Below are 22,044 nucleotides of genomic sequence, written 5' to 3'. Positions count from 1 at the left end.
AAAGGTATGCCTCCAATCCATTGGGCCCGTTACGGGGAGCTGACGCTGCCATGACGCTCGAAAAAACCTCCGGGAGCACCACCCCGCCGCAGGACGACTACCTGGAGCGCCGCGCGCTGCGCCGCGGCAGCGCCGGATGGCTGCTGCTCACCGGTCTCGGCGTCGCCTACGTCGTCTCCGGGGACTTCTCCGGCTGGAACATCGGCCTGTCGAAGGGCGGCTTCGGCGGACTCGCCGTCGCCACCGTCCTGATGGGCGCGATGTACGCCTGTCTCGTCTTCGCCCTCGCCGAACTCTCCGCCATCCTGCCCACGGCGGGCGGCGGCTACGGCTTCGCCCGCCGGGCGCTCGGCACCTGGGGCGGGTTCCTCACCGGCACCGCGATCCTCATCGAGTACATCCTCGCGCCGGCCGCGATCTCGATCTTCATCGGCGACTACGTCGAATCCCTCGGCCTCTTCGGCCTGGAGTCCGGCTGGCCGGTGTACCTGGTCTGCTTCGCCCTCTTCATCGGGATCCATCTGTGGGGCGTGGGCGAGGCCCTGCGCTTCAGCCTCGTCGTGACGGCCATCGCGGTCGCGGCCCTCGTCGTCTTCGCGCTCGGCGCCCTCACCGACTTCCACGTCGACGGACTGAACGACATCCCGGTCGACGGCGAGGCCTTCGGGGCGAACTCCTGGCTGCCGTTCGGCCTGCTCGGGATCTGGGCCGCGTTCCCCTTCGGCATGTGGTTCTTCCTGGGCGTCGAGGGCGTACCGCTCGCCGCCGAGGAGGCGAAGGACCCGGTGCGGTCGATGCCGAAGGCGCTCGCGATCTCCATGGGCATCCTGGTGCTGCTCGCCGTCATGACCTTCTTCGCCGCGACCGGGGCGCGCGGCTCGGCGGCCGTCCAGGAGGCGGGCAACCCCCTCGTCGTGGCGCTGCAGGGCGACGGGGAGCCGACCGCGCTCAGCCGGTTCGTGAACTACGCGGGCCTCGCCGGCCTGGTCGCCTCCTTCTTCTCCCTCATCTACGCCGGCTCGCGCCAGCTCTTCGCCCTCTCCCGGGCGGGCTACCTGCCCCGCTTCCTCTCCCTCACCAGCCGACGGAAGTCCCCCTACCTGGGGCTCCTCATCCCGGGGGCGATCGGCTTCGCGCTGGCCGCCGGGACAGGCGACGGGGCGCGGATGCTCAACATCGCCGTGTTCGGCGCCACCATCTCGTACGCCCTGATGGCGCTCTCCCACATCGTGCTGCGGCGCCGCGAGCCGGGGCTGCACCGGCCGTACCGCACGCCCGGCGGGATCGTCACCTCGTCGGTGGCCTTCGTCCTGGCCCTGTCCGCGCTGGTCGCGACCTTCCTGGTGGACCGGACGGCGGCCTTCATGGCGCTCGGGGTGTACGCGATCGCCCTCGCCTACTTCGCGTTCTACAGTCGGAACCATCTGGTGGCGAGGGCGCCCGAGGAGGAGTTCGCGGCGCTCGCCGCCGCCGAGGCCGAGCTCGAACGCGACTGACTCCCCTGCCCGCCGCCCCTCACCCGCTCTCCTGGAGGACGTTCCGTGTCCAAGCCGCTCATCGGCGTGACCACCTATCTGGACCGGGCCCGCTGGGGCGTGTGGGACATGCGGGCCGCGCTGCTCCCCGCCCCGTACCCGCGGCTCGTCCAGGAGAGCGGGGGGCTCGCCGTGATGCTGCCGCCGGACGGGCCGGAGGCCGCGGCGTCCGTCGTGGCCCGGCTCGACGCACTGGTCGTCGCGGGCGGGGCGGATGTCGAGCCCGTGCAGTACGGGGCCGAACCCGACGCCCGTACGGGCCCGCCGGCGCGGGAGCGGGACGCCTGGGAGCTGGCCCTGATCGACGCGGCGCTCGCCTCCGGGACCCCGCTGCTCGGCATCTGCCGGGGCATGCAGCTGCTGAACGTGGCCCTCGGCGGGACCCTGGTCCAGCACCTGGACGGGCATGTGGAGGCGGTCGGGGTGATCGGCCGGCACGCGGTGAAGCCGGTGCCGGGGAGCCGGTACGCCGCCCTGGTCCCCGAGCTCACCGAGGTCCCGACCTATCACCACCAGGCCGTCGACCGGCTGGGCGCGGGGCTCGCGGCCTCCGCCCACGCGGAGGACGGCACGGTGGAGGCGGTGGAGCTGGCCGCCCCGGCCTGGGTCCTCGGGGTCCAGTGGCACCCGGAGATGGGCGAGGACCCGCGCGTGATGCGGGGGCTCGTGGAGGCGGCGTCGGGCGCGGCGGGGCGCGCCTGACGGAGGGGCGTACGGGCGCTCAGCCGGCCGCGCGGGCGGCGAGCAGGGTGCGGTCGTTCCGCATGAGGAGGGCGTAGAGGGCGGCGGAGACGCCCACTCGGCGCTCGCCAGCCGACGGGCGCTCGAACTCGCCGGGGTCGACGGGCCCCGCACCTTCGCCCAGGCCTCCGCCGAGGTCGTCTGCGACGCCGCCGGACGCCCGACCGGACTGCTCCAGGAGGACGCCGCCTGCGAGCTCGTCGAGCGGGTCGCCCCGCGCCCGACCCCCGAGGAGAGCCGGGAACGGCTCGCGGCGGCGCTGCGGTCCATGGCGGCCACCGGCCTCACCGGCGGTGGCCGCCATGGACGCCAACGGCGACAGCCTCGCGCTGTACGGACAGCTCGACGCGGCCGGTGAGCTGCCACTGCGACTCCGGGTGGCGCCCTGGTGCCAGCCCGGCGCCGACGCGGACGAGGTACGGGCCCTCATCGAGCGGCAGGGCACCGGCGGCGCGCTGTGGCGGGTCGCCGGCGTGAAGCTCTTCATGGACGGAACCATCGACAACGGCACCGCGTGGCTGGAGCGCCCCGACTGCCACGGCGAGTCCACCCACGCGTTCTGGCCTGACCCCGCCGCGTACACCGGGATCATCGGCGCACTGCACCGGGCGTGGGTCGCGACCGCGACCCACGCCATCGGCGACGCCGCCGTCCGGCACGTCCTCGACGCCGTCGAGAAGGCCCGCGCCGGCGGCGGAAACGAGGTGCGGCACCGGGTCGAGCACATCGAGACCGTGCCGGACGACACCCTGCGCCGCTTCGCGGACCTGGGCGTCCTCGCCTCCATGCAGCCCACCCACTGCTGTGACTTCACCCGCGCCGACCACACCGACAACTGGTCGCGCCGTCTCGGCGAGGAGCGCGCCTCGCGCGCGTGGCGCTGCCGGGACCTCGCCGACTCCGGGGCCATGGTGGTCCTCGGCTCCGACTGGCCGATCGCGCCGTTCCCGCCGCTGGGTGTGATGGCCGGAGCCCGGCACCGGCGCCCGAGCCGCGACCTCGGCCAGGCACCGCACGGGCCCGAGCAGGCGCTGACGGCCCTGGAGGCACTGCGGGGCATGACGACGGCACCGGCGTACGCGGCGGGCGAGGAGCACGAGGCGGGCCGGCTCGGCCCCGGCTTCCGCGCCGATCTGGCGGTCTTCGCGGACAGCCCGCTCACCACGGCGGCGACGGACCTGCCGGACCTCCCGGTGCTGCTGACGGTCCTGAACGGGCGGATCACCCACCGGGCGGCGGGACTCTGACCCACCCCCGGCACCGCGGTTCAGCCCGCCGGGCGGGCCCGGGTCAGGGACAGCAGGTCGCGGGCCGGGCCCGTGGGGCGGTGGCCGGTGGGCCAGACGGCCCGGAGATCACGGCGCAGCTGGACCCCCCGCACGGGGATGGCGACCAGCCGGCGGGAGGCCAGTTCCTCGGCGATCGCGAGTTCGCTGAGGACGGCCGGCCCGGCCCCGGTGACGGCGGCGGCCTTCACCGCGGTCGTGGAGGCGAGTTCGAGGAGCGGCTGCGCGAGGCCGCCGTGGGCGGACAGAGCGGCGTCCAGGACCTGCCGGGTGCCGGAGCCGCGTTCCCGCAGGACCAGCGGGGTCGCGGCCAGCTCCGCCGGGTCCAGCGGGGCGCGACGGCGGGCCCAGGGGTGGGAGGGGGCGGCGACGACCGCGAGGCGGTCGTGGGCGACGACCACCCCGTCGAGGCCGTCCGGCACGGCGAGCCCCTCCACGAAGCCGATGTCCGCCTCGTTCCCGAGGAGCCGCTCCGCGACCACCGCCGAGTTTCCCGCCTGGAGCGACACGGCCGTGTCCGGGCGATCGGCGCGCAGCGCGATCAGCCAGCCCGGCAGCAGGTACTCGGCGATCGTCATGGACGCGGCCACCCTCAGCCGGGAGTCCCTCCGTCCGCGCAGCGCCTGGGCGCCCGCGTCGAAGGCCTCGGCCGCCTCGACGATCCGACGGGCCCAGTCGGTGACGAGCGCGCCCGCGTCGGTGAGCCGTGAGCCGCGCGGGGAGCGGTCCACCAGGGCCACACCGAGCTGCCGCTCCATCGAGCGGACGCGGCTGCTGGCGGCGGGCTGGGTGATGCCGACCTCGCGGGCGGCGGCGCCGAGGCTCCCGTGGCGGGCGACGGCGAGGAGCAGTTCGAGTGCGCCGAGGTCCGGAACCCGGTGGTGGAGCTGTCCCCGGGGCTCGCTCCCGTATGTCTCGCTGTCCCGCGCTTCCCGGCTCATAAAGCCAGCTTATGACGTCATAGCCACATGATCCCTGGTCGGGGCCGAGGAACCGGACGACGGTGGAGTCATGGCAAGCCTCGCATCTCCCCGTCCGGCCCTCCGCGCCACCACCCGCGGCGCCAGGCCGGCCACCTCCCCGGCCCGTTCCGTCCGTCACCTCGGACCCAACTGGTACGCCTCCGTGATGGGTACCGCCATCGTGGCCAACGCCGGCGCCGGCCTCCCGCTCGACCTCCCCGGTCTCCGTACCGCCTGCGCCGCCGTCTGGGCGCTCTCCCTCGCGATGCTGCTCGTCCTGGTCTCCGCCCGCGCGGTGCACTGGGTCCACCACCGGGACCAGGCACGCGCCCACCTCCTGGACCCGGCCATGGCGCCGTTCTACGGCTGTCTCTCGATGGCCCTCCTCGCGGTCGGCGGCGGGGCGATGATCGTGGGCAGGGACTGGATCGGGCTCCCGGCCGCCGTGGCCCTGGACACCGTCCTGTTCACCGTCGGCACCGTCGTCGGCCTGGCGGCCGCGGTGGGCGTCCCGTACCTCATGGTGGTGCACCACAAGATCGAGAACGCGTCCCCCGTCTGGCTGCTGCCGGTCGTCGCCCCCATGGTGTCCGCCGCGCTCGGCCCGCTGCTCGTGCCCCATCTGCCCGCCGGCCAGGCCCAGGAGACCCTTCTCGTCGCCTGCTGGGCGATGTTCGGCGTCAGTCTCCTCGCGACCCTGGTCATGCTGCCGCTGGTCTTCGGCCGGCTCGTGACCGGCGGACCGCTGCCCCTCGCGCTCACCCCGACCCTCTTCCTCGTCCTCGGCCCCCTGGGGCAGTCGACGACCGCCGCGAACAAGTTCGCCGACGTGGCCCCGGGCGTGCTCCCCGCCCCGTACGCCCACGGCTTCGCCTCCTTCGCCGTCCTCTACGGGGTGCCCGTCATGGGCTTCGCGCTGCTGTGGCTGGCACTCGCCTCGGCGATGGTGATCCGGGCGCACCGGCAGGGCATGGGCTTCGCCATGACGTTCTGGGCCTTCACCTTCCCCATCGGGACCTGTGTGACCGGCGCCGAGGGGCTCGCCCAGCACACCGGCCTCGCCGCCTTCCGCTGGCTCGCGATCGGCCTGTACGCGGTCCTCGTCGCGGCCTGGCTGGTGGCCGGGTCCCACACCCTGCGCGGCCTGGTCAGCGGCGCGCTGCTCGCAGGGCCCGCTCCAGCACCCGCGGCGCTGCCGTCAGAGACGGCCCGTACCAGGTGAGATGCCGTCCGTCGACGAGGGCGGCGGCGGTTCCGGGGAAGGCCTCGGGACCGTCGTCCCGGGTGAAGCGGTACGGCTCGTCGGGCAGGACGACGAGATCCGGCGCGGCGGCGCGCAGCTCGTCGAGCGGGAGGCGCGGATAGCGCTCCGGATGGTCGGCGTACAGATTGCGCACGCCCAGGCGGGCGAGCAGATCACCGGCGAAGGTGTCCCGGCCCAGCACCATCCAGGGGCGGCGCCAGATCGGGACGACGGCGGTGAGCGGCTCCCCTCCCGGCGCGTGCACCGACGGGGTCACCGCCTCCCACGCGGCCTCGGCCTCGTCGAGCCAGCGGGGCCGGCGGGGCGCGCCGCAGGCGGCGAGGACCCTTTCCAGCTCACACAGGCCCTGGTCGAGGGTGCGGATCTCGGTGACGAGGACGTCGAGCCCGGCGGCCCTCAGCTCGGCCAGGTCGGGGGCGCGGTTCTCCTCCTCGTTTGCGAGGACCAGATCGGGCCGGAGAGCGGTGATCGCGCGGACGTCGGGGTTCTTGGTGCCGCCGATCCGGGCGACGCCGAGGCCGGCGGGGTGGGTGCACCAGTCCGTGGCGCCCACCAGCACACCGGGCGCGGTGACGGCGACGGCCTCCGTCAGGGACGGCACGAGGGAGACGATCCTCCTCACCGCCCCGCGCCCCGACCTCATTCCTCTTCGGCCTCGACGTGCTCGGCGACGGCGACGACGAGCAGGCGGGTGCCCGGTTCGGTGGCCCGCCAGCGGTGCCGCACCCCACCGGAGAGGTACAGGGTGTCGCCGCGGCCCAGCCGGTACGCACGGCCTTCGGCCTCGACCTCGGCGGCGCCGTCGGCGACGTACAGCAGCTCGTCGTTGCGGTGCTGGAACTCGCGTCCCGCGTCCTGCTCGCCGGTGAACTCCAGGGCGTGCAGCTGGTGACGCCCGCGGACGACGGCCCGGACGCCCGGGGGCAGCCCCGGAGAGGGCTCCTCCGCCCGAACGACATCGACGGTACGGGAGGCCTCGGCGGCGGCGAGGAGTTCACCGGAGGTGGTCTCCAGGGCCTCGGCGACCAGCTCCAGAGAGCGGTGGCTGGGTCTGGCCCGGTCGTTCTCGACCTGACTGAGGAACGGCACGGACAGACCGCTGCGGGAGGAGACGACGGCCAGGGTGAGCTGGAGCGCCCGGCGTCGCCTCTTGACGGCCGCGCCCACGCGGGGTGATTCCTTCTCGTCCATGTCGGCTCCCTCCCTCGTGCGCGTGCGTACCCGTACCGGGCGGTTACCTGAACCTTACGCAGCTTTGGGGCGGGGTTTCGCGTCGTGACGAAAAGGGGTGGTCGCCGAACACGTTCGGCGACCACCCCTTTTCGGACAGGAACCGCTCAGCGGTCCCTGCCCGGCCGTCCGGAGACCTCCGGGGGCCACCCGCGTCTTCCGGGGGCTGCCGCGGGGGACCCCTGCGGGGACTGCCGCGGCGGACTACTGCGGGGCGAGCTTCTCGGCGAGGCCGGGGTTCCTGTCCAGCCAGGTACGGACCGCCTCCTGCTCCTTGCCCTTGCCGGTCTCCTGAATGACGGCTTCGAGGTCGGTGAGCTGCTTCTCGGTGAGCTCGAAGTTCTTCAGCCAGGCACCCACCTCGGGGTTCTCCCCGGCGAATCCCTTGCGGGCGAGCGTGTGGACACCGTCGCCCTTGCCCCAGGAACCCTTCGGGTCGGCGAGCTTCTTCAGGTCATGGGCCGAGTAGGCCCAGTGCGGCGACCAGAGGGTGACGACGACCGGTTCCTTGCGCTCGTAGGCGCGCTTCAGCTCGGCCAGCATGCCGGGCGTCGAGCCGTCGACGACCTTGTACTCGCCCTCCAGGCCGTACTCCTTCAGGACCTTGTCCTTGAGGATGCCCATCATTCCGGCGCTGGGCTCGATGCCGATGATCCGGCCCTTGAACTGTCCCGCCTTGCCCTTGAGGTCGGCGAGCGAGTCGACGCCCTTCACGTACGAGGGGACGGAGAGCTCCAGGGAGGTGGGGCCGTACCAGGAGCCGAGGTCCTCCAGCCTGTTCTTGTACTTCTCCCAGTACTGGGCGTGGGTGACGGGGAGCCAGGAGTCGGTCTGGAAGTCGATCTGGCCGCCGGCCAGGCCCGTGTAGAGGGCGCCGGCCTCCAGCTGCTTGGCGTCGACCTCGTACCCCCGGCGCTCCAGCAGCTCCTTCCACAGGTACGTGGAGGCGATGCCCTCGTCCCAGGGGATGTAGCCGATGCTGACCTTCTTGCCGTGGCCGCTGTTCGCCCCCGAGGCGGTGGTGGAGTCCGCTCCGCCGGAACCGAGGAAACCCGTCCCCCCGGCGACGAGCGCGAGGACGACGACACCGACGAGCGCGGTGACGGGCTGCGGGCGGTGGGCCCAGATCTTCGCCCCGGGCCGCTTCGTGCTCAGCGCGGCACGGGCCTTGGCGGCGGCGCGGCGGCCCAGCGGGGAGACCTGGCGGCCGAGGGCGCCGGTCATCCGGTCCAGGTACATGGCGAGGACGACGATGGACACACCGGCCTCGAAGCCGAGACCGATGTCGACGTTGCCGATGGCGCGGTAGACGGCGCCGCCGAGCCCGCCGCCGCCGACCATGCCCGCGATGACGACCATGGACAGGCCGAGCATGATGACCTGGTTGACACCGGCCATGATCGTCGGCAGGGCCAGCGGGAGCTGCACGCGCAGCAGGGTGTTGCGCGGGGTGGTGCCGAAGGCCTCGGCGGCCTCGACGAGTTCGCCGTCGACCTGACGGATGCCCAGCTCGGTCATGCGCACGCCCGGGGGCAGCGCGAAGACGATCGTGGCGATGATGCCGGGGACCACGCCGACACCGAAGAAGATGATGCCGGGGATGAGGTAGACCATCGCCGGCATGGTCTGCATGAAGTCGAGGACGGGTCGCAGGACGGCGCTGACCGTCTTCGAGCGGGCCGCCCAGATGCCGAGCGGCACGGCGATCACCAGGGTCACCAGGGTGGCGACGAGGACGAGGGAGAGCGTCGCCATCGCCTCGTCCCACAGCTGGACCGCGTCGACGAGCGCGAACCCGGCGAAGGCGAGGACACCGGCGGCGAGACCGCGCAGCCACCAGGCGACGACGGCGAGGATGCCGGCGAAGAGCAGCGGCTGGGGCGCGGACAGAACGGCGTCGATACCGTCGTAGAGACCGGTGACACCGGTGCTGACGGCGTCGAAGAGCCAGGAGAACTGGGCCTGGAGCCAGTCGACGGAGCTGTCGACCCACTCACCGAGGGGGAGCCTAGGCACGGGCGGTCACCTCCTGGACGTCCTCGGCGACCGGCACGGCCTTCGGGTCCTTCACGGCCTTCGGATCCTTCGATTCCTTCGCGGCCTTCGGCGATGCCGAATCCGTCGCGGACTTCGCACCCGTCACGGACGTCGGCTTCGGTGCGGACGTCGGCTTCGGTACGCGATTCGGCTCCGTCGCACGCCTCGACTCCGCCACGTACTGCGACTCCGCCGCGCCGAGCCCGCCCATGACGGCGAGAAGGCGTTCCGTCGGTACGACTCCGAGGACGGTGCCGTCGGAGTCCTCGACGGTCACCGGGTGCGGGGCGCGGGCGGCGACGGCGCACAGGTCGGCGACGAGCGTGTCCGGCCCGACGGGCAGGCAGGCGCAGTCGTCGGGGCAGTCGGCCGGGGTGGCGCCGCCCGTCATGACGGCCGAGGCCGTGAGCACCCGGGAGCGGTCGACGTCCTGGATGAAGGAGGCGACGTAGTCGTCGGCGGGGCGGACGAGGATGTCCTCGGCGGTGCCCAGCTGCACGATCCGGCCGTCACGCATGACGGCGATCCGGTCGCCGAGGCGCATGGCCTCGTTGAGGTCGTGGGTGATGAAGACGATGGTCTTCTTCAGCCGCTGCTGGAGGACGAGCAGCTGGTCCTGCATGTCGCGGCGGATGAGCGGGTCGAGCGCGCTGAAGGACTCGTCCATGAGGAGCAGGTCGGCGTCGGTGGCGAGGGCGCGGGCCAGACCGACGCGCTGCTGCATGCCGCCGGAGAGCTCGTCGGGCCAGGACTTCTCCCAGCCGGCGAGCCCGCACAGTTCGAGGGCCTCGGCGGCCCGGGTCTCGCGCTCGGCGCGCGGGACGCCCTGGACCTCGAGGCCGTAGCCGGCGTTCTCCAGAACGTTTCGGTGCGGGAAGAGCGCGAAGTGCTGGAAGACCATGCTGATCTTGGTGGAGCGAACGGTGCGCAGATCGCGGGGGGAGAGCGCGGTGAGGTCGCGGCCGTCGAAGAGGACCCGGCCGGCGGTGGGCTCGAGCAGGCCGTTGAGCATCCGCAGAAGGGTGGACTTGCCGGACCCGGAGAGCCCCATCACCACGAAGATCTGACCGGGTTCGACGACGAAACCGGCGTCCACGACGGCTGCTGTCGTCCCCTCGGCGCGCAGCTCCTCGCGGTCGGCGCCGGCTGCGAGCCTGCGGACGGCTTCGTCGGGTCGTCTGCCGAACACCTTGAACAGGTGGTCGGCCTGAAGCCTGGACACATACACCTCACGGGTAGCGATGAAGAACGGCCCCACCACCCCCGCGCGGCCGGGCCGTGGAGCGGGCGGGATCGGCCCGCGGACCCGTCGCGTACCGGGATTCTTTTCGTTGAATCCCGTACCGGGCTCCGCTCCGGGCTCGCGCCTGCCCTGCTTCACAGGGTGCAAACGCAAAGGTGACGGGGGTCACGTACGGCAGCACGTTTTCCGGCAGCTCCCCCCGCGCGAGGCGCTCGCGGGGCGGACCCCGCGGGCGTCCGCCCCCGGAACCGGAGAGCGCGCCGAAAGGGCGCACCGAGGGGAACACACCCGAGGGCACCGAGCCCCCGAGGACCAGGGGGCGAGCGTCGTCGGGCGTGTGAGCCCCGCACCAGCGCCCCGGACGCGAACCGAGCCTTAAAATAGGGGAGGTGACTCGACGCTTGATGCTCCTCGACACCGCCAGCCTCTACTTCCGCGCCTACTTCGGCGTCCCGGACTCCGTCCGGGCCCCCGACGGCTCCCCCGTGAACGCCGTGCGCGGGCTGCTCGACTTCATCACCCGGCTCGTGCAGGACCACCACCCCGACGATCTCGTCGCCTGCTGGGACAACGACTGGCGTCCGCAGTGGCGGGTGGACCTGATCCCCTCGTACAAGGCACACCGGGTGGCCGAGGAGACCGAGACCGGCCCGGACGAGGAGGAGATCCCGGACACCCTCTCCCCCCAGGTGCCGGTGATCGAGGAGGTCCTGGCGGCGCTCGGCATCGCCCGGATCGGGGCGGACCGATACGAGGCGGACGACGTGATCGGGACCCTCGCCGGACGCGCGTCCGGGCCCGTGGACATCGTCACGGGCGACCGCGACCTCTTCCAGCTGGTGGACGACGCACGGGGCGTACGGGTCCTGTACCCGCGCAAGGGCGTCGGCGACTGCGACCTGGTGGACGCGGAGCTGATCCGGACGAAGTACGGGGTGCGCCCCGACCAGTACGCGGACTTCGCGGCCCTGCGCGGGGACGCCAGCGACGGCCTCCCCGGAGTGAAGGGCATCGGCGAGAAGACGGCGGCGCAGCTGATCACGGAGTACGGGGACCTGGCGGGAGTCCGGGCGGCGGCCGAGGACCGGACGTCGAAGCTCACCCCCGCCAAGCGGCGCGGGATCGTGGAGGCGGCCGCGTACCTGGACGTCGCGCCGACGGTGGTGCGCGTCGCCGGGGACGTACCCCTGCCGGAGTTCGACGCGACCCTGCCGACGGCCCCGCGGGACCCGGCGGCACTCGACGCCCTGGTGAAGCGCTGGGGCCTCGGCGGGGCGGTGGGGCGCCTGCTGCCGGTCCTGGAGCGCTGAGGAACGGGATGCGGGGGACCCGGCCGACGGGCCGGGCCGTCGGCCGGGTCCCCCCCCCACCGGGTCGGGGCGGGGCGTCCATGCCGACGGCCTCGCCCGGCCCGAGCTGACGACAAACAGGCCGCACTGGGTCGACAACGGCTCGGGATGCTAGCTTAGGCATACCTAAGTACGTCGAGTTACGTCGAGTCAGGAGAGCCCCCTCGTGGCGGAGCAGCCCCGCAAGGCACCGAAGGCCACCGAAGCGCGCGTGGTGCGCACCGAGCGGATCACCCCGCACATGGTGCGGGTCGTCGTGGGCGGACCCGGCCTCGACTCCTTCGAGGTCGGCGCGTACACCGATCACTACGTGAAGCTGCTCTTCGCACCCGAGGGCGTCGCGTACCCGGAGCCGTTCGACATGGACCGGATCCGGGAGGAGTTCCCCCGGGAGCAGTGGCCGACGACGCGGACGTACACCGTACGGGCCTGGGACCCGGTCCACCGCGAGCTGACCATCGACTTCGTCGTCCACGGCGACGAGGGCCTCGCGGGCCCGTGGGCGGCACGCGCCACGGCCGGCGACACGGTCCGCTTCCTCGGCCCCGGCGGCGGCTACGCACCGGCCCCGGAGGCGGACTGGCACCTGCTCGCGGGCGACGAGAGCGCGCTGCCGGCGATCGCGGTGGCCCTGGAGCAGCTGCCCGCCGGTGCGCGGGTGCACGCCTTCGTGGAGATCTCGGACGCCGCCGAGGAGCAGAAGTTCGCGACGGAGGACGGAATCCACGTCACATGGCTGCACCGGGGCGACCGCCCGGCGGGCGAGGCCGTCGTCGAGGCCGTGCGGACCCTGGACTTCCCGTCGGGTGACGTCCACGCCTTCGTCCACGGCGAGGCGGGCTTCGTGAAGGAGCTCCGCCGCCACCTGCGGCTGGACCGCGAGGTGCCGCGCGAGCGGCTGTCGATCTCGGGCTACTGGCGCCTGGGCAAGTCGGACGAGGCATGGCGCGCGATCAAGCGCGAGTGGAACGACCAGGTGGAGCGCGAGCAGGAGAAGTAGGAGTAGGACACGGGCCCGGGGTACACGCCCCGGGCCCACTCCTTCGCCTCGGGCCCGCTCTATTTCCGAGGCCCGCTCTTTCGCCGAGGACCGCTTTCCCCGAGGCCCGCTCTTCCCCCCGGGCGCGTCGGCCCCACAGTTTCCCAGTCGGAGCGCGCCACCAGCTCCGCCCCCAGCCGGCGCGGCCCTGGAGGCCCCGCTCCCCCGGCCGGCGCGGCCCTGGAAGCCCCGCTCCCCCGGCCGCCTCCCCACCTGAGCCACGCTCCCCGCCGGGCCTCCGCCGCCTCCCCGCCTGAGCCCCCGCTCACGGCCGGAGCCCGGCCGCGTTCGCACCGAGGCTCCGCCGCCCCCCCCTCGGCTCCGCCGCCTCCCCCTCGGCTCCGCCGCCTCCCGCTCGGCTACGTCGCCTCCCCGTACATCCGGTCCGAGGTGTCCGTCTGGGCCAGGCGCCGCAGCGCGGAGAAGATCGCGTCGCCGATCACCGTGCCGACGACCACGCTCTCCACGAGCTGCTCGCGCGCCACATTGCGCGCCACGAACTCCAGGTCGGCCTGCGCCACCTTCTCCGCCGCGCCCGCATACACGTCGAGGACCTCGGTGAACGAGCCGTGGCCGGCCTCTTCGAGAGCCGCGAGAGCCACCGCGAGCGCCTCCGCGGCCGGGCTTCCGGAATGCGCGCGCCAACCGCGCGCGGCGATCAGGGCGGCGACCTGCTTCCGCGCCTCCTCGATCCCGTCGCCCGGCTCCCGGCCGTACCTCGGCACCAGCCCGCCGGCCACCGTGCCCAGCAACTTGTGCACCGACCGCCCGGGGTCGTCGACCGCCACGATCACCTCGCGGATGCTCGCGACCGACAGGCCGCCCACGTCGAGGAGCGCCCGGATCAGGCGGAGGCGCTTCACATGCGTCTCCCCGTACGAGGCCTGGTTCGGGCTCGTCAGTTCCCCGGCCGGCAGCAGTCCCTCCCGTACGTAGAACTTGATCGTCGGCACGGACACCCCGGTCCTGCGACTCAATTCTCCGATGCGCACCGCGTGTTCACCTTCCTGATCTTGCTTCGGCCTTGCCGAACGACATCCCCATCATAGATAGTGGCGCTATCAGATAGCGGCGAGTGCCACTATCCATACTTTCCCACGGGGGGATCCGTATGCCCTCGCTGAGCTCACTCAGTGATCCATTCAGTCCTTCAGAGACCCGGCCGGCCACCCGACTCCACCGGCCGCTGGTCTGGTTCTCCGTCTCCATGGGCGCTCTCGCCCTGGTCTCCGCCGTCGGCATTCTCGTCGACGACCGCGTCCTGGTCGGCGTGCCGATCTGGACCAAGCCGTTCAAGTTCTCGGTCTCGTTCGTCGCGTACGGGCTGTCGCTCGCCTGGATGCTCTCGCTGCTGCCGCGAGGCCGACGGGTCGGCTGGTGGGCCGGCACCGTGGTCACCGCCGCCAGCGTCGCCGAGATGGCCCTCATCACGCTCCAGGTGATCCGCGGCAAGCAGAGCCACTTCAACCAGGCGACCCCCTTCGACAACGCCGTCTTCCAGGTCATGGGCGCCACCGTCGCCGTGCTGTGGCTGGGCGCCCTGGTCATCGCGGTTCTCCTGCTGCGCGCCCGGATCCTCGACCGGGCGACGGCCTGGGCCGTTCGACTGTCCTCGCTGATCGCCCTCGCGGGCGCCGCCGTGGGCTTCCTGATGGTCCCTCCGACCGCCGAACAGCTGGCGACCGACAACCCGCCGATCGCGGGCGCCCACGCCGTCGGGGTACCGGACGGCGGCCCGTCGATGCCCCTGACCGGCTGGGCCGAGAACGGCGGCGACCTGCGCATCCCTCACTTCTTCGGCATGCACGCGCTCCAGCTGCTTCCCCTGCTGCTGCTCGTCCTGACCGCCCTCGCCCCGCGCTTCACGCGCCTCGCGGACGAGCGGGTACGGCTCCGGCTCACCCTCACGGCGTCCGCGGCGTACGCGGCGACCTTCGTCCTGCTGACCTGGCAGGCACTGCGCGGCCAGGCCCTGCTGGCACCGGACGGCGCGACACTGGCCGGCGCGGGGGCGATCGTGCTGCTCGGCGCGGCAGCCGCGGCACTCTCCCTCCGGGGGGCCTCCCCCTCCCCCTCCCCCTCCCCCACCCCTCCCTCCCCTGCCCCCGCCCCCTCCGAGGAGGTCACTTCATGACGGGCTTCCTCTTCGAGCTGGCGTTCTTCCTGGCAGCGCCCGTGTGGCTGCTGATGATCTCCGCGCCGGCCTGGCGGTTCACCGAGCGTGTCGCGGCCTCGCCCCTGACCGTGCTGCCGCTCCTGGCACTGTGGGCGGTCCTGGCCGCGCCGGTTCTGCCCGAGCTCTGGACCGCGGTCAGCAGCCCCGACATCGACACCTTCCGCGAGCTGGCGGCACTCCCGAACGGAGCCGCGGCGATCTGGGCCCAGATCATCGCCTGGGACCTGCTGCTGGGCCAGTGGATGTACCGAGAGGCCCGTCGCCTCTCCGTCTCACCTCTCCTGATGGCGCCTCTTCTCCTGCTGACGATCCTCCTCTCCCCGATCGGGCTGCCCTTGTTCCTGGTGGTCCGGGCGGTCCGGACGTCCCGGGCGCCGGTCCGGCCGCGTGAACCGGCCCTACGCTGACCGGATGCGAGACATCGACCGGTCCGTGGGCGCCGTCCTCGGCTCAGCCGCGGGCGACGCCCTGGGCGCCCCCTTCGAGTTCGGACTCCCCGGAGTGTTCCGGGAGCGGTTCCCCGACGGTGTCGGGGAGTTGTGCGGGGGCGGCGGCTGGGATCCGGGCGAGGCGACGGACGACACGCAGATGGCCGTCCTGGTCGGGGAGTCGCTCCTCGAACGGGGCGGCCTCGACCTGCCGGATCTCTTCGACCGCTTCCGCCGCTGGGCGGCGGCCGACCCCAAGGACATCGGTCTCCAGACCGAGCAGGTCCTGCTCGGCGGCGACCCCTGGGACCTCGCCGCCGCACTGCACTTCCAGGTCGACGCCCGCGCCGCGGGGAACGGTTCACTGATGCGGGCCTCGACCTCCGCCGTGTACTTCGCGTCCCGGGGGCGGACGGAGACGATGGCGGCCGCGCGCCGGATCAGCGGTCTCACCCATGGCGACGGCGCGGCCTGGGAGGGTACGGCGGTGCTCCACGAGCTGATCCGGGTCGCGCTCCTCGGCGAGGACCCGGTCGCCGCCGTGCCCGCGACCCTCGCCGAGGTGGGCCCGGCGCACCGGGAGCGCTGGTCGACGGTCCTCGCACCCGGTTGGCATCCGGACGATGCCACCGAGTTCAACGGAGCCGTCTGGCCCTGTCTCGGTTCGGCGGTCTGGGCGCTGCGTACGACCGGCTCCTTCGAGGAGGCCCTCGTCGCCGCCGTGGATCTGGGCGGGGACACGGACACCGTGGCGGCCGTGACCGGGATGCTCGCGGGCGCCGTGTACGGCGCCGGCGCGATCCCCGCCCGCTGGACGTCCTCCTTGCATGTCCCGCTGCCCGGCTTCGGCGACCGGGTCCTGCGAGTGGACGACCTCCGGGACTTGGCGACGGCTCTCGCCTCGGGGCCGCCCGCCTGATCGCGGCTCCCTTCCCCGCCGTCTCGGCCGCCCCCCTCCTCAGTGCCGCCGTACGCGCCCCGGCCTCGGCCCCGGGCTCAGCCCCGGCCTCGTCTCTCGGCCCGGCCCGGCCCTCAGCCCCTCGCGCGGACCGTGGCCAGGACGTCGCGGTCCGGTTGGAGGGTGAGGCTCGGGACGGGCAGGATCTCGTCGGTGGTGAGGTCCAGGTGGTAACGGCGGGCGAGGACCGCGAGGATCAGGACGGCCTCCACCAGCGCGAAGCGGGTCCCGAGGCAGACGCGGGGGCCGCCGCCGAAGGGGAACCAGGCGTACTCGGGTATGTCCTCCGCGGGTTCGCCGCCTTGCGCGATCCAGCGCTCGGGACGGAAGGCTTCCGCGTCGCCGTACCAGCGGGGGTCGCGGTGGGTGGCCCACTGGCTGGACCAGACGCGGGTGCCGGCGGGGACGGCGGTGCCGCCGAGGGTGGCGCCTTCCTTGGCGAGGCCGGTGATCAGCCAGATCGTGGGGTAGAGGCGCAGGGTCTCCTTGATGACGGCCTGGGTGTAGGTGAGGGAGGCGTAGTCGTCGTATCCGGGTTCGTGGTCGGCGAGCACGCGGTCGAGTTCCTCGGTGAGGGCGTCGCGGACCCGGGGGTTGCGGGAGAGCAGGTACCAGGCCCAGACGAGTGTGGAGCTCGTGGTCTCGTGGCCGCCGATGTAGAGGGTGACGGTCTCGTCGCGGATCTCCTGGTCTGAGAGGGGGGCGCCGGTCTCGTCCCGGGCGGCGAGGAGGCGGCTGAGGAGGTCGGGGCGTTCGGTGTCGCCGTCGCGGTGGCGGGAGACGACGCGGGAGACCTCGGCGTCGATGACGGCGGTGGCGCGCTTGATGCGGGCGCGGCCGGGGGTGGGGACCCAGTCGGGCAGGACGGCTCCGATGCCGCTGAACTCGGCGCCGATCTCCTTCTGGGCGATGTCCATCGCGTGGCCGATGGCTTCGGCGTCGGCGGCGGTGTCGACGCCGAAGATGGTTCGGACGGCGACGAGTTGGGTGAGGGCGGCCATCTCCTTCTTGATGTCGATGTGCTGTCCGTCGACCCAGCGGTCGGCGAGGTCGACGGCGCATTCGCTCATGGTCGCCGCGTAGGAGCGGACCTGCTTCGGCCGGACGGAGGGCTGCACCAGGGAGCGTTTGCGGCGCCAGTCGGCTCCCTTGGAGACGATGACACCGTTGCCGAGGAGGGTGCGGAAGGCGATGCCGAGGTCGGGCTGGTCGAAGGTGCGCTCGACCTCGGTGAGGAGTTCGCCGACGGTGTCGGGGTGGGCGATGAAGAGGGAGGGTTTGCGGCCGAAGCGCCAGCGGACGATGTCGCCTCGGTCGCGGAGCTGTTCGAAGAAGGCGAGGGGGTTCTTCCCGAAGGCGGGGAGGCTGCCGAGGAGGGGCACGCCTCGGGGCCCTTCGACGACGACCGGGGTCGCTGTCGGAGTCGCGGCGCGCGGCTCCGACGACGGCTCCTCGTCGTGTGTCCCGGCGTGCGGATGACCGGCTTGCGTGGTCATGGACGTCCCCTCCCCAACTGGCCTTCCCTGCTTGTGAGTCCATGCAATCGGAAGGGACCGGCCCGCGCCACCCCTGTGGACGACGGCCTGTGGACAACGTCGGCCGGAACGCCCGAACAGACCGGGTGCCCGTGGCGATCACGCCACGGGCACTCGGTCCGACACGGGAGGAGGGTGGTTCGTCAGCCCACCGAGCTGTAGGCGACGACGCCTCTCAGCAGGGCGTCCACGGCCTTGCGGGCGTTCTTGGAGACGGTGCTGTTCTCCTTGGGCGCCGCCGCCGCGACCTGTCCGAGGACGTCGATGACCTGCTTGCACCAGCGGACGAAGTCACCGGCGGGCATCTCGGCCTCGCGCAGCACCTCGTCGAGGCTCTTGTCGGAGGCCCACTGGTAGGCGGCCCAGGCGAAGCCGAGGTCGGGCTCGCGCTGGCCGACCCCCTCCGCCTGGTTGATCTTGAATTCCTCTTCGAGGGCGTCGAGCCGGCCCCAGATCCTGACCATCTCGCCGAGCGCCGCCTTGGCGTTGCCGGTGGGCAGCTTGGGCGCGACGGCGTCGTCGGACTGCCGGGCTTCGAACACCAACGCGGAGACGCAGGCGGCAAGTTCGGCCGGGGTGAGGCCCTCCCAGACGCGGTCGCGGAGGCATTCGCTGGCCAGCAGGTCGAGTTCGCCGTAGAGGCGGGCGAGCCGCTTGCCGTTCTCCGTGACCTCGTTGCCGCGGAGGTAGTCGAGCTCGGTGAGGAGCGCGACGATCCGGTCGAAGGTGCGGGCGATGGTGTTGGTGCGGCCTTCGATGCGCCGCTCCAGCTGCTGGGTGTCGCGCTGGAGCCGGTGGAAGCGCTCGGCCCAGCGGGCGTGGTCCTCGCGCTCGTCGCAGCCGTGGCAGGGATGGGCGCGGATCTCGGTGCGCAGCCGGGCGATCTCGCGGTCGTCGGCGGCGGCGGCGCGCTGCTTGTGGTGACGCTCGGGGTTGACGTGCCCGGCCTTGCTCCGCAGCGCGGAGGCGAGGTCGCGGCGGGACTGCGGGGAGCGCGGGTTGAAGGACTTGGGGATCCTCATGCGGTCCAGTGCCTCGACCGGGACGGGGAAGTCGATGGAGGCGAGCCTCTTGACCTGCCGCTCGGCGGTGAGGACGAGGGGGCGCGGCCCGTCGTGGTGTTCGAAGCCGCGGTGTCCGTTGGTGCGGCCGGCCGGGATGCCGGGGTCGAGGACGAGGGCGAGTCCGGCGAATTTCCCGGTGGGGACGTGGATGATGTCGCCGGGCTTGAGCTTCTCCAGCGAGCTCGCCGCCTGGGCGCGGCGCTGGGCGGCGCCCTGGCGGGCCAGTTCGGTCTCGCGGTCCTTGAGGTCGCGGCGGAGCCGCGCGTACTCCTCGAAGTCTCCGAGGTGGCAGGTCATGCCCTCGCGGTAGCCCTCGATTCCCTCTTCGTTCTTCTGGACCTGTCGGGAGATGCCGACGACGGAGCGGTCGGCCTGGAACTGGGCGAAGGAGGTTTCGAGGAGCTCGCGGGAGCGGTGCCGGCCGAACTGGTCGACGAGGTTGACCGCCATGTTGTACGAGGGCTTGAAGCTGGAGCGCAGGGGGTACGTGCGGGTGCCGGCGAGTCCTGCGAGGTGCTCCGGGTCGAGGCCTCGCTGCCAGAGGACGACGGCGTGGCCCTCGACGTCGATGCCGCGGCGTCCGGCGCGGCCGGTGAGCTGGGTGTACTCGCCGGGGGTGATGTCGGCGTGCTGTTCGCCGTTCCACTTGACGAGCTTTTCGAGGATGACGGTGCGCGCGGGCATGTTGATGCCGAGGGCGAGCGTCTCGGTGGCGAAGACGGCCTTGACGAGGCCGCGGACGAAGAGGTCCTCGACGACTTCTTTGAAGGTCGGGAGCATGCCGGCGTGGTGGGCGGCGATGCCCCGCTCCAGGGCTTCGAGCCATTCGTAGTAGCCGAGGACGTGGAGGTCTTCGGTGGGGATGGCCGCGGTGCGCTCCTCGACGATCTCGCGGACGCGCTGGCGTCCGTCGTCGTCGTTGAGGCGGAGCCCGGCGTAGAGGCACTGCTGTACGGCGGCTTCGCAGCCGGCGCGGCTGAAGATGAAGGTGATGGCGGGCAGGAGTCCTTCGGCGTCGAGGCGCTCGATGACCTCGGGGCGGCCGGGGGTCCAGATGCGGGAGCGCTGGCGGCGCTCGCGCTCGCGGTCGGCCTCGCGGACCATCTTGCCGCGCCGCCGGTCGCGCGGGTTGTACGTGCGCGTGTTCTCGGTGCGGGCGAGGCGGAGGAGGTCGGGGTTGACCTCGCGGCGGGAGGCGCCGCGGCCGCCGTGGTCGGTCTCTTCCTCGAAGAGGTCGTACATCCGGCGTCCGGCGAGGACGTGCTGCCAGAGGGGGACGGGGCGGCTCTCGGAGACGATGACCTCGGTGTCGCCGCGGACGGTGTCGAGCCAGTCGCCGAACTCCTCGGCGTTGGACACGGTCGCGGAGAGTGAGACGAGGGTGACCGACTCGGGGAGGTGGATGATCACTTCCTCCCAGACGGCGCCGCGGAAGCGGTCGGAGAGGTAGTGGACCTCGTCCATGACGACGTAGCCGAGACCGGAGAGGGTCTGGGACCCCGCGTACAGCATGTTCCGGAGGACTTCGGTGGTCATGACCACGATCGGCGCATCGCCGTTGACGCTGTTGTCACCGGTGAGCAGGCCGACCTTGTCGGCGCCGTACCGCTTGGCGAGGTCGGCGTACTTCTGGTTCGACAGTGCCTTGATCGGCGTCGTGTAGAAGCACTTGCGGCCCTGGGTGAGGGCGAGGTGGACGGCGAACTCGCCGACGATGGTCTTGCCGGAGCCCGTGGGTGCGGCGACGAGCACGCCCTTGCCCGCCTCGAGGGCCTGGCAGGCCTCGATCTGGAAGGGGTCCAGGCCGAACTCGTACATCTCGCGGAAGGGGGCCAGCGCGGTGGCCTGATAGGCGTTGCGGGCCATGGCGGCCGCGTACGCCTCGGCTGGAGTGAGGTCCTCTGTCATCTTGTTCTCGAGCCTACCCGCCACCTGTGACAGTGACGCGATCTTTATCGAGGGGATGTGGAGGGCCCGACTCCGGGCCTCTGGCCGGGCCTCTGGCCGGGCCCCGAACCGGGCCTCGGGCCGGGGCGCGGACCAGGCTGGGGGCCGGACCTCGGGCCGGGCTGCGGGCCGAGGCGCGGGCCAGGCCGCGGGGCAAGCCTCGGGCCGGGGCGCGAACCGGGCGCGCCGGGCGCGCGCGTCACGTCGGCGGGGGTCACGAAGACGCTGGGGCCGACAGCCGTCGAGGTCCCCCGGACCGTGTCCGGGGGACCTCGCAGGATCGGCATCAGATTCAGGATCAGGTGATGTCGTCGTACCCGTTGACCCGGTGCGCGGTGGTCCCGCCGTGCTCTCCGGTGGCCTGCTCCGGCAGCTTGCGGGAGGCGCCGACCGGTTCGACGGCGCCGACGGTCTCGGGGGTGAGGTCGAGCGCGGAGGCCTCGTCGTCGTCGAGCGCGGCGTCGGGGTTGTTGCGCTTGCGTCGCCGGTCGTTGAGGAGGGAGAAGCCGACGGCCCCGAAGTACAGGACGGTGATGGGTCCGGCGAGGGCGATCATGCCGACGGGGTCGGTGGTCGGGGTGATGACGGCGCCGAAGATGAACACGCCCATGATCACGCCGCGCCACCAGCCGGCCATCCGGCGGCCGGTGAGGACACCGGTGAGGTTGAGCATCACCAGGACCAGCGGCAGCTCGAAGGCGAGGCCGAAGACGAGCACCATGCGCAGGGTGAAGTCGAGGACGTCACCGAGCGAGAGGATGTTCGCGGAGCCCTCCGGCGTGAGGCTGATGAGAACCTTGACGCTGATCGGGAGGATCAGGTACGCGAGGTAGGCGCCGGCGGAGAAGAGCGGCACGGCGGCGCCGACGAAGGCGTACGTGTACTTCTTCTCGCTCTTGTGGAGTCCGGGCGCGACGAAGGCCCACAGCTGGTAGAGCCAGACGGGACTCGCGACGACGAGGCCGGCGGTCAGCGACAGCTGGATGGTCGTGCTGAACGGGGCCATCAGCGTGTTGAAGGAGACGATCGCGCAGTTTCCGCCGTCGCTGGTGACACCCTCTGGGCAGGTGGGCACCGACTTCGTCAGGAACTGCATCAGCTCCTCGCTGTACACGAGGGCCACGATCGTCACCGCGGCGACGGCGAGGAGACCTTTCGCCAGTCGGTTGCGGAGTTCACGCAGGTGTTCCACGAGGGGCATCCGGCCCTCGGGATCCTTCTCCTGCTTGCGGGCAGACTTGGGCAACCCA

Annotated in this window: 17 protein-coding genes and 1 pseudogene; 9 read left to right on the top strand and 9 right to left on the bottom strand. The window is 72.5% G+C overall.

Annotated features, from left to right (window positions below):
* Nucleotides 1-50 precede the first annotated feature (50 nt).
* The 3 genes and pseudogenes from eat to ACH4MY_RS22545 all read left to right on the top strand — a co-directional run.
* On the top strand, nt 51-1,496 hold the full coding sequence (gene eat / locus ACH4MY_RS22555; protein WP_398005510.1) for an ethanolamine permease: 1,446 nt from the start codon (nt 51-53) through the stop codon (nt 1,494-1,496).
* A 45-nt stretch (nt 1,497-1,541) separates the two neighbouring features.
* Complete coding sequence (locus tag ACH4MY_RS22550) at nt 1,542-2,237, top strand: gamma-glutamyl-gamma-aminobutyrate hydrolase family protein (protein WP_398005509.1); 696 nt, start codon at nt 1,542-1,544, stop codon at nt 2,235-2,237.
* 88 nt (nt 2,238-2,325) lie between these two features.
* Nucleotides 2,326-3,523: pseudogene (locus ACH4MY_RS22545) on the top strand (amidohydrolase); the annotation flags it as partial.
* 20 nt (nt 3,524-3,543) lie between these two features.
* Here the strand turns inward: ACH4MY_RS22545 and ACH4MY_RS22540 are convergent.
* Nucleotides 3,544-4,503 (bottom strand): LysR family transcriptional regulator, encoded by a 960-nt coding sequence (locus ACH4MY_RS22540; protein ID WP_398005508.1) that lies wholly within the window; start codon nt 4,501-4,503, stop codon nt 3,544-3,546.
* Between the two features lie 70 nt (nt 4,504-4,573).
* On the opposite strand from ACH4MY_RS22540, the gene ACH4MY_RS22535 reads away from it, so the two are divergent.
* A complete protein-coding gene (locus ACH4MY_RS22535) occupies nt 4,574-5,746 on the top strand; it encodes a TDT family transporter (RefSeq protein ID WP_398005507.1) in 1,173 nt (390 codons plus the stop codon).
* On the opposite strand, the gene ACH4MY_RS22530 is transcribed toward ACH4MY_RS22535, so the two are convergent.
* The 4 genes from ACH4MY_RS22530 to ACH4MY_RS22515 form a co-directional block, all read right to left on the bottom strand.
* A complete protein-coding gene (locus ACH4MY_RS22530) occupies nt 5,673-6,431 on the bottom strand; it encodes a helical backbone metal receptor (RefSeq protein ID WP_398005506.1) in 759 nt (252 codons plus the stop codon). The genes ACH4MY_RS22535 and ACH4MY_RS22530 overlap by 74 nt on opposite strands.
* On the bottom strand, nt 6,428-6,979 hold the full coding sequence (locus tag ACH4MY_RS22525) for a helix-turn-helix domain-containing protein (RefSeq protein ID WP_398005505.1): 552 nt from the start codon (nt 6,977-6,979) through the stop codon (nt 6,428-6,430). Before ACH4MY_RS22525 ends, ACH4MY_RS22530 begins: the two co-directional genes overlap by 4 nt.
* A gap of 243 nt (nt 6,980-7,222) precedes the next feature.
* Nucleotides 7,223-9,034: an ABC transporter permease/substrate binding protein gene (locus ACH4MY_RS22520; protein WP_398005504.1), complete on the bottom strand. Its 1,812-nt coding sequence runs from the start codon at nt 9,032-9,034 to the stop codon at nt 7,223-7,225.
* Entirely contained in the window at nt 9,027-10,277 is a 1,251-nt protein-coding gene (locus ACH4MY_RS22515) for a glycine betaine/L-proline ABC transporter ATP-binding protein (RefSeq protein WP_398005503.1), read from the bottom strand. The genes ACH4MY_RS22520 and ACH4MY_RS22515 overlap by 8 nt, the downstream gene beginning before the upstream one ends.
* 425 nt (nt 10,278-10,702) lie before the next feature.
* On the opposite strand from ACH4MY_RS22515, the gene ACH4MY_RS22510 reads away from it, so the two are divergent.
* Nucleotides 10,703-11,608, top strand: coding sequence for a 5'-3' exonuclease H3TH domain-containing protein (locus ACH4MY_RS22510; RefSeq protein WP_398005598.1), 906 nt, complete (start codon nt 10,703-10,705; stop codon nt 11,606-11,608).
* Between the two features lie 205 nt (nt 11,609-11,813).
* Nucleotides 11,814-12,647, top strand: a complete 834-nt coding sequence (locus ACH4MY_RS22505; protein ID WP_398005502.1) for a siderophore-interacting protein — start codon at nt 11,814-11,816, stop codon at nt 12,645-12,647.
* Between the two features lie 398 nt (nt 12,648-13,045).
* Here ACH4MY_RS22505 and ACH4MY_RS22500 read toward each other — a convergent pair whose 3' ends face one another.
* Nucleotides 13,046-13,639, bottom strand: a complete 594-nt coding sequence (locus tag ACH4MY_RS22500) for a MerR family transcriptional regulator (RefSeq protein WP_398005501.1) — start codon at nt 13,637-13,639, stop codon at nt 13,046-13,048.
* Nucleotides 13,640-13,893: 254 nt separating this feature from the next.
* On the opposite strand from ACH4MY_RS22500, the gene ACH4MY_RS22495 reads away from it, so the two are divergent.
* Genes ACH4MY_RS22495 through ACH4MY_RS22485 form a run of 3 tightly spaced genes read left to right on the top strand, consistent with a single transcriptional unit; the run spans nt 13,894 to nt 16,209 of the window.
* Nucleotides 13,894-14,820 carry a hypothetical protein gene (locus tag ACH4MY_RS22495; RefSeq protein WP_398005500.1) on the top strand — a complete coding sequence of 309 codons (927 nt, stop codon included), beginning with the start codon at nt 13,894-13,896 and terminating at the stop codon, nt 14,818-14,820.
* A complete protein-coding gene (locus ACH4MY_RS22490) occupies nt 14,817-15,269 on the top strand; it encodes an abscisic acid-deficient protein Aba4 family protein (RefSeq protein WP_398005499.1) in 453 nt (150 codons plus the stop codon). The genes ACH4MY_RS22495 and ACH4MY_RS22490 overlap by 4 nt, the downstream gene beginning before the upstream one ends.
* A 4-nt stretch (nt 15,270-15,273) precedes the next feature.
* On the top strand, nt 15,274-16,209 hold the full coding sequence (locus tag ACH4MY_RS22485; protein WP_398005498.1) for an ADP-ribosylglycohydrolase family protein: 936 nt from the start codon (nt 15,274-15,276) through the stop codon (nt 16,207-16,209).
* Between the two features lie 113 nt (nt 16,210-16,322).
* On the opposite strand, the gene ACH4MY_RS22480 is transcribed toward ACH4MY_RS22485, so the two are convergent.
* From ACH4MY_RS22480 to tatC, 3 genes are all read right to left on the bottom strand, one after another.
* Nucleotides 16,323-17,744 (bottom strand): cytochrome P450, encoded by a 1,422-nt coding sequence (locus ACH4MY_RS22480; RefSeq protein WP_398005497.1) that lies wholly within the window; start codon nt 17,742-17,744, stop codon nt 16,323-16,325.
* A gap of 182 nt (nt 17,745-17,926) precedes the next feature.
* Complete coding sequence (locus ACH4MY_RS22475; RefSeq protein ID WP_398005496.1) at nt 17,927-20,755, bottom strand: DEAD/DEAH box helicase; 2,829 nt, start codon at nt 20,753-20,755, stop codon at nt 17,927-17,929.
* A 337-nt stretch (nt 20,756-21,092) separates the two neighbouring features.
* Nucleotides 21,093-21,995, bottom strand: coding sequence for a twin-arginine translocase subunit TatC (gene tatC / locus ACH4MY_RS22470; RefSeq protein ID WP_398005597.1), 903 nt, complete (start codon nt 21,993-21,995; stop codon nt 21,093-21,095).
* Between the last annotated feature and the right edge of the window lie 49 nt (nt 21,996-22,044).

Origin of the sequence: Streptomyces sp. NPDC017246 (genome assembly GCF_044331325.1) — a bacterium.
GTDB lineage: Bacteria > Actinomycetota > Actinomycetes > Streptomycetales > Streptomycetaceae > Streptomyces.
This window is presented reverse-complemented; position numbering and strand designations above follow the sequence as displayed.